Annotated in this window: 10 protein-coding genes; 3 read left to right on the top strand and 7 right to left on the bottom strand. The window is 67.6% G+C overall.

All coding sequences use genetic code 11. The features are described 5' to 3' along the window. Window positions 1-10 precede the first annotated feature (10 nt). The 7 genes from phbB to gmd form a co-directional block, all read right to left on the bottom strand. The gene (gene phbB, locus CA236_RS16210; protein ID WP_125946390.1) at window positions 11-733 is read right to left on the bottom strand and encodes an acetoacetyl-CoA reductase; all 723 of its coding nucleotides are present in this window, start codon (window positions 731-733) and stop codon (window positions 11-13) included. Between the two features lie 30 nt (window positions 734-763). Beyond that, window positions 764-1,771: a ferrochelatase gene (gene hemH, locus CA236_RS16215; protein ID WP_125946391.1), complete on the bottom strand. Its 1,008-nt coding sequence runs from the start codon at window positions 1,769-1,771 to the stop codon at window positions 764-766. Continuing rightward, window positions 1,768-3,981, bottom strand: coding sequence for a molybdopterin cofactor-binding domain-containing protein (locus CA236_RS16220; protein ID WP_125946392.1), 2,214 nt, complete (start codon window positions 3,979-3,981; stop codon window positions 1,768-1,770). The genes hemH and CA236_RS16220 overlap by 4 nt, the downstream gene beginning before the upstream one ends. An 83-nt stretch (window positions 3,982-4,064) precedes the next feature. Next, window positions 4,065-5,696, bottom strand: a complete 1,632-nt coding sequence (locus tag CA236_RS16225; protein ID WP_046407036.1) for a long-chain-fatty-acid--CoA ligase — start codon at window positions 5,694-5,696, stop codon at window positions 4,065-4,067. A gap of 121 nt (window positions 5,697-5,817) precedes the next feature. Next, window positions 5,818-6,990 carry an acyl-CoA dehydrogenase gene (locus CA236_RS16230; RefSeq protein WP_046407034.1) on the bottom strand — a complete coding sequence of 391 codons (1,173 nt, stop codon included), beginning with the start codon at window positions 6,988-6,990 and terminating at the stop codon, window positions 5,818-5,820. A 67-nt stretch (window positions 6,991-7,057) separates the two neighbouring features. After that, complete coding sequence (locus CA236_RS16235; protein ID WP_125946393.1) at window positions 7,058-8,020, bottom strand: GDP-L-fucose synthase; 963 nt, start codon at window positions 8,018-8,020, stop codon at window positions 7,058-7,060. Window positions 8,021-8,086: 66 nt separating this feature from the next. Beyond that, the gene (gene gmd / locus CA236_RS16240) at window positions 8,087-9,154 is read right to left on the bottom strand and encodes a GDP-mannose 4,6-dehydratase (RefSeq protein WP_206430607.1); all 1,068 of its coding nucleotides are present in this window, start codon (window positions 9,152-9,154) and stop codon (window positions 8,087-8,089) included. A gap of 286 nt (window positions 9,155-9,440) precedes the next feature. On the opposite strand from gmd, the gene ahpC reads away from it, so the two are divergent. The 3 genes from ahpC (at window position 9,441) to CA236_RS16255 (ending at window position 12,953) form a co-directional block, all read left to right on the top strand. Continuing rightward, complete coding sequence (gene ahpC, locus CA236_RS16245; RefSeq protein WP_046406992.1) at window positions 9,441-10,004, top strand: alkyl hydroperoxide reductase subunit C; 564 nt, start codon at window positions 9,441-9,443, stop codon at window positions 10,002-10,004. A gap of 278 nt (window positions 10,005-10,282) precedes the next feature. Further along, window positions 10,283-11,860 carry an alkyl hydroperoxide reductase subunit F gene (gene ahpF / locus CA236_RS16250; RefSeq protein WP_125946395.1) on the top strand — a complete coding sequence of 526 codons (1,578 nt, stop codon included), beginning with the start codon at window positions 10,283-10,285 and terminating at the stop codon, window positions 11,858-11,860. 115 nt (window positions 11,861-11,975) lie between these two features. Next, a complete protein-coding gene (locus tag CA236_RS16255) occupies window positions 11,976-12,953 on the top strand; it encodes an NAD-dependent epimerase/dehydratase family protein (protein WP_125946396.1) in 978 nt (325 codons plus the stop codon). Window positions 12,954-13,170: the final 217 nt, after the last annotated feature.

Raw genomic sequence — 13,170 nt, forward strand, 5'->3', positions numbered from 1 at the left:
GCGGCGGCGGTCAGTACATGTGCTGGCCGCCGTTGATGCTCAGCGTCGATCCGGTGACGAAGCCCCCGTCCTCCGAACAGAGGAAGGCGACGCCGCGCGCGATCTCCTGCGCACGGCCCAGCCGCCCGACGGGGATCTTGGCGACGATCTTGTCCAGCACCTCGCCCGGCACCGCCGCCACCATGTCAGTGTCGATATAGCCGGGCGCGATGGCATTGACGGTCACGCCGACGCGCGCCCCTTCCAGCGCCAGCGCCTTGGTGAAACCGTGGATGCCGCTCTTCGCCGCGGCGTAATTCACCTGACCATATTGCCCGGCCTGGCCGTTGATCGACCCGATGTTGACGATCCGCCCCCATTGTCGCTCGCGCATTCCCGGAAACACCGCCTTGGCCATGTTGAAACACCCGCCAAGGTTGGTGTCCATGACTTCCTTCCACATCTGGTAGGTCATCTTCATGAAGGTGCCGTCGCGGGTGATGCCGGCATTGTTGACCAGCACGTCAACCGGGCCCAGCGCCGCCTCCACGTCGGCAACCCCCGCCAGGCACGCCTCATGATCGCTGACGTCCCAGCGGACTGCGCGGATGCCGGTACGCGCGGTGAAATCCGCCGCACGCGCGTCGTTGCCGGCATAATTGGCGGCCACGGTCAGGCCCATGTCGCGCAGCGCGATGCTGACGGCTTCACCGATGCCCCGCGTGCCGCCAGTGACGATCGCAACCCGCCCCATCAGTCCCCCCTCGTTCAGTGTCCGCGAACGCTAGGTGACGGGCAGCCAGCCTTCAAGCTCGCGGCGGATCAGCGTGCGTAACAAATCAAGTCCGACCGGGCTGTCGTTCAGGCACGGCAGATAGGCAAAGTCGCTGCCCCCCGCCTCGATGAACGTCTCGCGCCCGCGGATCGCCAGTTCCTCCAGCGTTTCAAGGCAGTCGGCGGAAAAGCCCGGCGCCACGATCGCCACCTTGCGGATGCCGCGCGCGGGCAACTCGGCCAGGACCACATCGGTCGCCGGCTCCAGCCAGCGGGCGCGGCCGAACCGCGACTGGAAGGTGATCGTCACCTCGCGCCCCAGCGCCTCGCCCAGCAGCCGCGCCGTCTTCTGGCACTGGCAATGATAGGGGTCGCCCAGCTTCAGCGTCCGCTCGGGCATCCCGTGGAAACTGGTCAGCAGCGCGTCGGGCGTGAAGGGCAAGGCGGCCATCGCCTGGCGCACCGACGTCGCCAGCGCGGCGATATAGGCGGGATCGTCATGGTAGGGCGGCAGCGTGCGGATCGCCGGTTGCCAACGCATCTGCGCCAGCTTGGCAAAGGCCTTGTCGTTCGCGGTCGCCGTCGTCGCGCCAGAATATTGCGGGTACAGCGGCGCCAGCAGGATGCGATCGCAGCCACCATCCTTCAGCGCCTGGATCCGGTCGCCGATCGCCGGATTGCCGTAGCGCATGGCGTAATCCACCGTGACGCCCGGCCCGAAGCCACCGGCCAGTGCCTGCGCCTGCGCGCGCGTGATCGCCGCCAGTGGCGAACCATCCGCGCGCCACACCTGCTGATAGGCGTGCGCCGACTTCTTGGGTCGCGTGGTCAGCACCGCACCGCGCAAAATGGGCTGCCAGATCAGCCGCGGGATCTCGACGACACGGGGGTCCGACAGGAATTCCGCCAGATAGCGGCGCACCGCGGGCGGATCGGGCGCGTCGGGCGTGCCGAGGTTGATCAGCAGGACGCCGATACGGCGCGGCGCGATCGGGGGGTGATCGGGGGGCGGGGTCATGATGCTCCAAACGGCAGGGTGCGGGGGCGGTTGCCCGCGGCGGCGGCCAGCGCGTTGGCGATGGCGGGGGCAACCGCCACGACGCCAAGGTCGCTGACCCCGCCCGGATCGCCCCGGCTGGGGATGAGTTCGACGGTGATCTCCGGCGTATCCGCCAGCCGCGGCAACCGCAGGTCGCCCAGCGTGCGCGTATCGGCCAGCCCGGCGGTGAAATGCGGCGCCCGGCCGGTCGCCAGCGCCAGGCCCAGCAGGATGCCGCCTTCCACCTGCTGGCGTACGACATCGGGGTTGATCGCCCGCCCGCAATCCACCGCAGCGACGATCCGGTCGACCTTCACCCCGCCGCTGCCGTCCTGCTGCGCCTCGGCGACCAGCGCGATCCGGCTGCCGGCCATGGCATGGCACGCCAGCCCCTGCCCCGTGCCCGCCGCCCCGCCGTCCCACTCGCCGAGCGCGGCGGCGGTGCTGAGGCAGCGGGCGAGCTGCGGGTCATGGCCCAGCATCCCGATCCGGTAGGACATCGGCTCGGTCCCGGCACGATGCGCCAGCTCGTCGATGAAACATTCGGTGAAAAAGGCATTGGCGCGATCCGCCCCGCCGCGCAGATGCCCGACGGTCAGCGGGATATCGGCCGGATGGTGGAGGATCGACGCCGCCGGAAAGGCATAAGGCGGCACCGCGCCGGCCATCGCATAGCCATCTGCGCGCTGGGGCAGGAACATCGCCGACCGTGCCAGCGCATCATGGCCCAGCAATCGGTCGGTCAGCGCCGCGCCGGTGGCGGGGGTGGCGATGCGCGCCTGCCAGTCCAGGATCCGCCCGTCGCTCGCCAGCCGCGCGGCCATGCGCGCACGCGCCGGCGCGCCGAACCGGTCGTGCAGCGTCGCCTCGCGCCGCGTCCATAGCAGCTGCACCGGCCGGCGCAGCGTCGCCGCCAGGATCGCGGCCTGCTCCACCGCCTCATGGTCGAGCGCGCGGCCGAACGATCCGCCGATCATCATCGGATGGATGGTGACGGCCTGTTCGGACACGCCGATCGCGCGCGCGGCGGCGGCACGGGCCAGCCCCGGCGCCTGCGTCGGCGCCCATAGTTCCAGCCGGTCGCTGTGCCACCATGCCGTCGCGCACGGCGTCTCCAGCGATGCGTGGACACCGGGCCCGATCGCGTAGCTCGCGCGCGCCACATCGCCCGCCAGCTCGTCCGCCGCCTCGCCGTGCCGCGCAAACGCCAGTGCGGGTCGCTCGAACGCCGCCTCCAGTCCGGCATCGATCGCCGCGCTGTCCGCCAGCCCACCGCGCGTCTCGAACCGCGGGCGAAGCGCCGCCAGCCCCTGGATCGCCGCCCAGCTGGTGTTGGCGACCACCGCCACCCAATGCGGATTCTCGACCACCCCGGTCACGCCGCGCACCCGGTCCGCCGCCGGCTTGTCGACCCGCACCAGCCGGCTGCGTGTGACGCCCGCTGGGCCCTGCGCGATCGTCGCGAAGACCATGTCGGGCAGCCGCACGTCGGCGGTGAAGTTCACCGATCCATCGACCTTCGCCGGCGCGTCCAGCCGTGGCAGCGACTGGCCCGACAACCGCCCCTCGTCACCAAAGCGCAGCGGCAATTCCTCGGGCAGGTCGAACCCTGCGGCTTCCGCCGCCAGCTCGCCGAACCGCAGCCGCCGGTTGCCGTTGACGACAAAGCCGTCGGCGGTGTCGCATTCCCCCCAGTCAACGCCCCAGCGCTTCGCCGCCGCCTTCGTCAGCAGCACGCGCGCCGCCGCCCCCGCCTCGCGCAGCGGCGCCTCGAACATGCGCACGGAGGTCGAGCCGCCGGTCAGCACCAGCCCCGATCGCACCCAATGCTCGCGCCGGATCGCGTCGGGGACATGCGCCAGTCCGCCGCCGAACAGCGCTGCCGCGGCCAGCGGATTGGCATAGGTCGGCCCCGGCACCGCCGCTTCCACCCCGATGGTGCGCCAGTCCGCACCCAGCTCGTCCGCGACGATCTGCGGCAGGGTGGTATAGACGCCCTGGCCATGCTCGGCCTGCGGCACGGCAATGGTGATGCGGCCGTTTCGCGCGATCTTCAGCCACGCGCCGATCGCGGTCTCGTTGCGCTCGGGCGCGAGGTCGACGGCATAATGGCGCGGCCACACCGCCCAGGCGAGCGCGAGCCCGGCTCCCGCCCCTCCGGTCACCAGCAAGGTTCGACGCGAGATCATTGCGCGCGTCTGTAGCGCGCGGCGATCATCGCGTCATTGCCCTGCGTTCGATGACAATTATCGACGGAAAGCGCCCGCGCGCGTCAGTCGACCGTCACCGCCAGCACATAGCCGGCCATCTGCTGCCGGATCAGCTTCTTGTCGATCTTCCCCGTCGCGCCGAGCGGGATCTCCTCCACGAAGACCACGTCGTCGGGCATCCACCATTTGGCGATCTTGCCCTCCAGGAACGCGAGCAGGTCGTCGCCCGTCGCTGCCTCGCCCGGCTTCAGCTGGCACAGCAGGATCGGTCGTTCGTCCCACTTGGGATGCGCGACGCCGATCACCGCCGCGATCGCCACCGATGGGTGGCCGACCGCGATATTCTCGATCTCGATCGAGCTGATCCATTCGCCGCCCGACTTCACCACGTCCTTGGCGCGGTCGGTGATCTGCATATAGCCGCGCCGGTCGATCGTCGCCACGTCGCCGGTATCGAAATAGCCCTCCTCGTCGAGGATCTCGCCGCCCTCGCCACCAAAGTAGGAGGAGACGATCGTCGGCCCCTTGATCTTGAGGTGCCCGAACGTCTCGCCATCATGCGGCAGCGGGTTGCCGTCATCATCGGTCAGCTTGAACTTCAGCCCGCACATCAGCCGGCCCTGCTTGATCTTGTGCGCCACCTGCGCATCGTCGTCCATCGCCGCCACCTCGGCGCTGGGCGAGGACAGGGTGGCGAGCGGCGATGTCTCCGTCATCCCCCAGCCCTGCGTGACTTCGACGCCATATTCGTCGCGGAACGCGCGCACCAGCGCCTCGGGCACCGCGGATCCGCCGATCGTCACCCGGCTGAGCGTGTCGATCCGCCGCCCCGACGTGCGCAGATACTGCAGCAGCCCCTGCCACACCGTCGGCACCGCGGCGGAATATGTGACGCCCTCGCTCTCGATCAGGTCGCAGATTGATTCGCCGTCCATCCGGGGCCCCGGCAGCACCAGCTTGGCGCCGACCGCGGGCGCGGAATAGACCACGCCCCAGGCATTGGCATGGTACATCGGCACCACCAGCAGCACCGTGTCACGTCCCGACAACGCCAGCGCATCGGCCTGCAGCGTCAGCATGGTATGGAGGTAGTTGGAGCGGTGCGAATACAGCACGCCCTTGGGATTGCCCGTCGTCCCGCTGGTGTAGCAGAGGCCGCAGGCGAGATTCTCGTCGAACCCGCCCCAGGCATATTCCGCCGGCTCGCCCGCGATCCAGTCGTCGAAGGCGGTGGCGGCATAATCGGTCGCCGGCATCGACGCCGCGTCGCACAGGAAGATCACCCGCTCGATCGACGGCGCCTGCGGCAGCAATTGCGCGACCAGATCGGCACAATTGGGATCGGCCAGCAGGATGCGATCGCCGGCGTGATTAGCGATATAGACGATCTGTTCCAGGAACAGCCGCGGGTTCAGCGTGTGGAGCACCGCGCCCATATTGGTCGCACCATACCAGGCGGCGACATGGCGGTGCGTGTTCCACCCCATGGTGGCGACCCGGTCGCCCTGGCGGATGCCGGCGCGCGACAGCGCCGACGACACCTGCTTCGCCATGTCGCGGATGCTGGCGTAATTGCTGCGGGTCACATGGCCCGCCGCATCGCGCGACACGACCTCGCGCCCCGGCTGCCAGGTGGCGGCATGGTCGAGGAAGGTATCGACGGTCAGTTGCCCCGACTGCATCAGACCCAGCATCACATTCTCCATCTACGCGCCGGGCCTGCTGCCCCGGCCTCTTCGGTTTTCCACGCCATCGCGGTCGCCGACTGTGCGGCAGGGGGCATGCCGGCACAAGGCCGCCCCGCGCCGCACGGCGTCAGCCGGCCTGCGCCGCCTTCCAGTCGCGCTTCACCTTCTTCGCCAGGCTCCATTTGTGAACCTCGGTGGGGCCGTCATAGATGCGGAAGGCGCGCACTTCGCGGAACACCTGCTCGACGATCGTGTCCCCGCTGACCCCCGTCGCCCCCATCACCTGGACGCAGCGATCGGCGATGCGCATCAGCGCCTCCGACACCGCGACCTTCGCCATCGAGCTTTCCACCGTGCCCAGCACGCCGGTGTCGAGCACGTCGGCGCACCAATCGATCATCAGCTCGGCCTGTTTCAGGTCGATCAGATTCTCCGCCAGCATGAAACCGACGCCTTCATGGTCGACCAGGGGCTTGCCGAAGGCATGGCGGCGGTTGGCGTAATCGGTCGCAATCTCATGCGCGCGGGCGCAGGCGCCGTGCCAGCGCATGCAGTGCGTCAGCCGCGCGGGCGCGAGGCGAACCTGCGCCAGCTTGAAGCCATCGCCGGGATCGCCCAGCATCTGGTCCGCTGGCACGCGAAGATTGTCGATCGTCACCACCGAATGGCCGCCCGGCATCGAGCTGTCGATCGTGTCGAGCACGCGTTCGATGCGGATCGCGGGGTCGGGCAGGTCGACGAGGAACATCGACGCCCCTTCGTCGGCCTTGGCCATGACGATGCCGACTTTTGCGCCATCAGCGCCGGTGATGAACGTCTTGCGGCCGTTGATGACCCAATGGTTGCCGTCTCGCACTGCGGTGGTGCGCATCATCGAGGGGTCGGAACCGGCGCCACCGCCGCCTTCGCCGTCCATCGCCGGTTCGGTCATGAAGAAAGCCGAACGCGCCTCGCCGGCGACGAGCGGCTTCAGGAACCGCTCCTTCAGCTCGGGGCTCGCCTTCTGGCCAAGCAGGTACATATTGCCCTCGTCCGGGGCCATCACGTTCACCGCCAGCGGCCCCAGCGGCGACAGGCCCGACGCGCGCAGCACGTCCGCCGTCTCGCGATGCGTCAAATGGCCACCGTCGGGCAGGATGTGCGGCGTCAGCACGCCCGCCTTGCGCGCCAGCCCGCGCATTTCCTGCACCAGTTCGTCGGATGGCCCGTGCGTGCCGCACCGCGGATCCCGTTCGTACGGCACGATCGTCCCGCGCACGAACGCCTCGACCTTGGCGGCGATCTCCTGGCCTCTCGTCATCCCCATTCCCGCATCATTATTGTCAGATGAGGGGGCTAATGTCGTGTTTCGTTTCGTGTCGCCAGCCCTAACCCCCGCCGCGCACCGCGCCCGTCGTCTCGCAGAACCAGCGACAGGTGGCCGCAATCCCGTCCCCCAAGGCGATGCGCGGCTGCCATCCCAGCGCACGCAGCCGGCCTGAATCGACCAGCTTGCGCGGCGTGCCATCGGGCCTCGCCGGGTCCGCCACGATCGCGCCGTCGAACCCGATCGCGCGCGCCACCATCGCCGCCAGCTCGCGGATGGTCACTTCCTCGCCCGACCCGACGTTGATCGGCGCATCGTCCGAATAATGCATCATCAGGAACACGCAGGCGTCGGCCAGGTCGTCGACGTGCAGGAATTCACGCCGCGGCGTCCCGCTGCCCCAGATCGGCATCGCCACCGCCCCCGCAACGCGCGCCTCATGCGCCTTGCGGATCAGCGCCGGCAGGACATGACTCGATTCAAGGTCGAAATTATCGCCCGGACCATAAAGGTTGGTCGGCATTGCGGCGAAGAAGTCGCAGCCGTGCTGGCGGCGATAGGCCTGGACCAGCTTGACCCCAGCGATCTTGGCGATCGCATACCATTGGTTGGTCGGCTCCAGCGGCCCGGCCAGCAGCGCCTCCTCGCGGATCGGCTGGGCTGCCAGCCGCGGGTAGATGCACGACGACCCGAGGAACAGCAGCTTCTCCAACCCCGATCGGTGCGCCGCCTCGATGACGTTCGCGGCGATCATCAGATTGTCGTGCAGGAAATCGGCCGGATGGCGATCGTTGGCCAGGATGCCGCCCACCCGCGCCGCCGCCAGGAACACGGCATCCGGGCGGTTGGCTGCAAACCATGCCCGCACCGCCGCCTGATCCCTCAAGTCCAGCCCCGCACGATCGATGGTCACAATGGTGCACGCCTCGCGCTCCAGCCGGCGCACCAGCGCGGACCCCACCATCCCCCGATGCCCCGCTACGAAGACTCGCTTGCCCGCCAGCGCATAACGCGCCCCAATCATGCCGCCGCCCCGGTCACGGCCGTCCCGCTGATGATCGTCCCATGCGGGGCGCCTAATAGGGGCATGTCACGCGCCCCGGGCGATCGGAGCGGTCTTCATCTCCTCCAGGTCCGCCAGCACCATCTCGCGCGCGAGGTCACGCACCGGCGTCTCATGCGCCCAGCCCAGCTTCTGCTTCGCCTTGCGCGGGTCGCCGATCAGCAGGTCGACCTCGGTCGGCCGGAAATAACGCTGGTCGATCTCCACCCGGCAATCGCCGCTGCGATCGCAATAGCCCTTCTCGGCCACCCCCTCGCCATGCCAGCGCAGCGTGATCCCGACATCGGCGAACGCCCATTCGACGAAATGCCGCACCGGCGTCGTCTCGCCGGTCGCCAGCACATAATCGTCCGGCTCGTCCTGCTGCAGCATCATCCACATGCCGCGGACGTAGTCTCGCGCATGGCCCCAGTCGCGCCGCGCATCGAGGTTGCCGAGATACAGCCGCTCCTGCCGCCCCAGCCTGATCGCCGCCGCCGCCCGCGTAATCTTGCGCGTGACGAACGTCTCGCCGCGTACCGGGCTCTCGTGGTTGAACAGGATGCCGTTGGAGGCGTGCATCCCATATGCCTCGCGATAATTCACCACGATCCAGTAAGCGTACAACTTCGCCACTCCATAGGGTGATCGCGGGTAGAAGGGCGTCGTCTCGCGCTGCGGCACTTCCTGCACCAGCCCGTACAGCTCCGACGTCGACGCCTGGTAGAACCGCGTCGTCTGCTCCAGCCCCAGGATGCGGATTGCCTCCAGCAGCCGCAAGGTGCCGATCGCATCGGCGTTGGCGGTATATTCGGGCGATTCGAAGCTCACCTGCACATGGCTCTGCGCCGCCAGATTGTAGATTTCGGTCGGCTGCACCTGCTGCACCAGCCGGATCAGGTTGGTCGCGTCGGTCAGGTCGCCATAATGAAGGTGAAAGCGCGGATCGTCTTCGTGCGGATCCTGATAGATATGTTCAATCCGCCCCGTGTTGAACGAAGATGATCGTCGCTTCACGCCATGGACCTGATAGCCCTTGGCCAGCAGCAATTCGGACAGATACGCCCCGTCCTGCCCCGTCACGCCGGTGATCAGCGCCACCTTTCGCTGCGACATCATGTTTTCCCCGCCCCGTTAACCATGAGGCTAGGCGACGTTACTGGCGCCGGCAAGCCACAGGCGACGAAATGATGTGCCGCGGCAGGATCCTTGCCGCGCCGCAATGCGTTGATCCGTCGACCAGTCGGTCGCGCGGCACCCCAGCGATCCCAACCCGTTGAAAAGCGGTGTATTCAGGAAAACGGTAATCGACTCTTTCGATCACCCACATCCAATATAAACGATTGGATCACTCGCTGCGGCGCACTATCTCGGGGCCTCGGATACACCCAAGGAGTTACGCATGTCGCTTATCGGCACGACCATCAAGCCGTTCGAGACCCAGGCCTACAAGGACGGCAAGTTCATCACCGTCACCGACGCCGATACCCGTGGCAAGTGGGCGGTGTTCTTCTTCTACCCGGCCGACTTCACCTTCGTGTGCCCGACCGAGCTGGAGGACCTCGCCGACCATTACGAGACGTTCCAGAAGATGGGCGTCGAGATCTACTCGGTGTCGACCGACACGCATTTCAGCCACAAGGCATGGCACGACACTTCGCCGGCGATCGGCAAGATCAAGTTCACCATGCTGGGTGACCAGAACCACACCATCTCGAACAATTTCGAGATCCTGCGCGCTGGCCAGGGCCTCGCCGATCGCGGCACCTTCGTCGTCGATCCCGATGGCGTGATCCAGCTGATGGAAGTCACCAGCGAAGGCGTCGGCCGCAACGCGGTCGAGCTGCTGCGCAAGATCAAGGCGGCGCAGTACATTGCGGCGCACCCGGGTGAGGTTTGCCCGGCGAAGTGGGAAGAGGGTGAAACCACGCTCGCCCCGTCGCTCGACCTCGTCGGCAAGATCTGAGCGGCAACGCACCGATCATGGACGGGGCAGCGTAACGGCCCCGTCCAGAACGCCGTCATGCCGGGCCCGTCCCGGCATCCACCACCCCGCAGGCGCGCCCCCGCGCCCGGTATGCGGGACAAGGATGGGCCCCGGCCACGCGGCCGGGGCGACGACGGTCCCCCCACCTGCCCTCACGCCAGCGGTGCGGCGCCCTCCCCCCGCGTCTCCCCCCTGCCCCCGACGCGGGGCCGCACCGCTGACGTGACGGCAGACAGCAATCACGAAAAGGGCTTTTGATGCTCGACCAGAATCTGAAGACCCAGCTCAAGGGTTATCTCGCCAACATCCGCCAGCCGATCGAGCTGGTCGCCTCCACCAACGACAGTGCCAAGTCGCGCGAGATGATGGAGCTGCTGGACGAGGTCGCCGCGCTGTCCGACCAGGTCAGCGTGGTGCGCGCCGACGACGACCAGCGTCGCCCCTCGTTCCTGATCCGCCGTGTCGGCACCGACATCGGCGTGCGCTTCGCCGGCGTGCCGATGGGGCATGAATTCACCTCGCTCGTCCTCGCGCTGCTGCAGGTCGGCGGCCACCCGTCGAAGCTGTCGCAGGAAGTGATCGCGCAGGTCCGGGCGCTCGACGGCGACTATCAGTTCGAAAGCTATTTCTCGCTCACCTGCCAGAACTGCCCCGACGTGGTGCAGGCGCTGAACCTGATGAGCGTGCTCAACCCGCGCATCCGCCACGTCGCGATCGAGGGCGGCGCCTTCCAGGACGAGGTCGAGGCGCGGCAGATCATGTCGGTCCCGGCGATCTTCCTCAACGGCGAGCCGTTCGCGCAGGGGCGCATGGACGTGGAGCAGATCCTCGCCAAGCTCGACACCGGCGCGGTCGCCCGCACCGCGGAGAAGATCTCGGCCAAGGAGCCGTTCGAGGTGCTCGTCGTCGGCGGCGGTCCGGCCGGCGCGTCGGCGGCGATCTATGCCGCGCGCAAGGGTATCCGCACTGGCATCGCCACCGAGCGGTTCGGCGGCCAGGTGCTCGACACCATGTCGATCGAGAATTTCATCTCCGTCCCGCATACCGAGGGGCCCAAGCTGGTCGCCCAGCTCGAGCAGCATGTCGGCGACTATGACGTCGACGTGATGAACCTGCAGAAGGCAGCGAAGCTCGTCCCGGCGACGCAGGAAGGCGGCCTCCACGAAGTGACGCTGGAAAGCGGCGCAACGCTGAAGGCGCGCACCGTGATCCTGTCGACCGGCGCACGCTGGCGCCAGATGAACGTGCCGGGCGAGGACGCCTATCGCAACAAGGGCGTGACCTATTGCCCGCACTGCGATGGCCCCTTGTTCAAGGGCAAGCGCGTCGCGGTGATCGGTGGCGGCAATTCGGGCGTTGAGGCCGCGATCGACCTCGCCGGCATCGTCGCCCATGTGACGCTGATCGAGTTCGACCGTGACCTGCGCGCCGACGCGGTGCTTCAGCGCAAGCTCGCCAGCCTCCCGAACGTGAAGGTCATCACCTCTGCGCTCACCACCGAGGTGAAGGGCGACGGCAGCAAGGTGACCTCGCTCACCTACAAGGATCGCAATCACGACACGCTGCATGAGATCGAGCTGGAGGGCATCTTCGTCCAGATCGGCCTCGTCCCCAACACCGAATGGCTGAAGGACACGGTCGCCCTGTCCAACCGCGGCGAGATCGAGATCGACCATCGCGGCGAAACCTCGCGCCCCGGCATCTTCGCGGCCGGCGACTGCACGACCGTGCCGTACAAGCAGATCGTGATCGCGATGGGCGAAGGGTCGAAGGCGTCGCTGTCGGCGTTCGACTATCTCATCCGCCTGCCCGTCGACCTCGCCGAGGCAGCCTGATCCACCAGCCCCGGCGCCCGCGCGGGCGCCGGGGCGACCGGCCCGCCCCTGTTGTCTTAAGCTCGCCGCAATGCTCAGGCGTTAGGGCGGCGCCAGACACAGGGAAGCGGAGCATATGGCCTATCTCGTCACCGGCGTGGCCGGGTTCATCGGTGCCGCCGTCGCGCGGCAACTGCTTGATCGCGGCGAGCAGGTCGTCGGCATCGACAATCTCAACGATTATTATGCCGTCCAGCTGAAGCACGATCGCCTCGCGACGCTCGCCGGAGCGAACTTCACCTTCACTGCTGTCGACATCGCCGACCAGGCGGCGCTCACCGCCGCGCTGGCACCGCACCGCATCACCCATATCGTCCATCTCGCCGCGCAGGCGGGCGTGCGCTACTCGCTCACCAACCCGCACGCCTACGTCCAGTCGAACGTCGTCGGGCAGGTCAATCTGCTCGAATATGCCCGGTCATGCGACGGCCTCGTGTCGATGAGCTACGCCTCCTCCAGCTCGGTCTATGGCGGCAATACCAAGCTGCCGTTCGCCGAGGATGATCGCGTCGACGCGCCGGTCTCGCTCTATGCCGCGACCAAGAAGTCGGACGAGCTGATGGGCCATGTCTATGCCCATCTCTATCGCGTGCCGCTGACCGGCCTCAGGTTCTTCACCGTCTACGGCCCGTGGAGCCGCCCCGACATGGCGACCTGGCTGTTCACCGACGCGATTCTGAAGGGCAAGCCGATCCGCGTCTTCAACAATGGCGACATGAGCCGCGATTTCACCTTCATCGACGATATCGTCTCCGGCGTGATCGCGGTGACCGACAGCCCGCCGGCCGACGATGGCAGCCGTCCGCCGCACCGGGTCTACAACATCGGCAACAACAAGCCCGAACGGCTGTTGCACATGATCGACGTGCTGGAGGATGCGATCGGCATCAAGGCGGTGCGCAGCCTGGAGCCGATGCAGCCCGGCGACGTCCCGGCCACTTATGCCGACATTTCCGCGATCCAGCGCGACCACGGCTTTGCCCCCACCACCCCGATCGAGGTCGGCATCCCCCGCTTCGTCGACTGGTTCAAAAGCTACCACGGCATCGCCTAGCGCCGTCCTTCGTCATTCCCGCGCAGGCGGGAATCCATAATCGCAACCCTCGCCGCGCACGCGGCGCCGCTGTCCTACATCCCTCCAACGGTAAGCGTCCGGGCATCGCCGTCGGGAATGAGGGTGGCTGGCCGAGAACGGTACCAAGGTCAGACAGCGGCTTATTGCGCATGCACATGGGTGAGGTAACGTGGTCGAATGACCAGGCTTCTAGAGT

Source organism: Sphingomonas sp. ABOLG, from assembly GCF_003950435.1.
In the GTDB taxonomy this organism is placed as follows: domain Bacteria; phylum Pseudomonadota; class Alphaproteobacteria; order Sphingomonadales; family Sphingomonadaceae; genus Sphingomonas; species Sphingomonas panaciterrae.

Bases quoted from the DNA above. Each gene is read 5' to 3' on its own strand.
- ahpC (WP_046406992.1), top strand. From the start codon at position 9,441: ATGTCGCTTATCGGCACGACCATCAAGCCGTTCGAGACCCAGGCCTAC.
- CA236_RS16255 (WP_125946396.1), top strand. From the start codon at position 11,976: ATGGCCTATCTCGTCACCGGCGTGGCCGGGTTCATCGGTGCCGCCGTC.
- CA236_RS16225 (WP_046407036.1), bottom strand. From the start codon at position 5,696: ATGCTGGGTCTGATGCAGTCGGGGCAACTGACCGTCGATACCTTCCTC.
- CA236_RS16230 (WP_046407034.1), bottom strand. From the start codon at position 6,990: ATGACGAGAGGCCAGGAGATCGCCGCCAAGGTCGAGGCGTTCGTGCGC.
- phbB (WP_125946390.1), bottom strand. From the start codon at position 733: ATGGGGCGGGTTGCGATCGTCACTGGCGGCACGCGGGGCATCGGTGAA.
- CA236_RS16220 (WP_125946392.1), bottom strand. From the start codon at position 3,981: ATGATCTCGCGTCGAACCTTGCTGGTGACCGGAGGGGCGGGAGCCGGG.
- hemH (WP_125946391.1), bottom strand. From the start codon at position 1,771: ATGACCCCGCCCCCCGATCACCCCCCGATCGCGCCGCGCCGTATCGGC.
- gmd (WP_206430607.1), bottom strand. From the start codon at position 9,154: ATGTCGCAGCGAAAGGTGGCGCTGATCACCGGCGTGACGGGGCAGGAC.
- ahpF (WP_125946395.1), top strand. From the start codon at position 10,283: ATGCTCGACCAGAATCTGAAGACCCAGCTCAAGGGTTATCTCGCCAAC.
- CA236_RS16235 (WP_125946393.1), bottom strand. From the start codon at position 8,020: ATGATTGGGGCGCGTTATGCGCTGGCGGGCAAGCGAGTCTTCGTAGCG.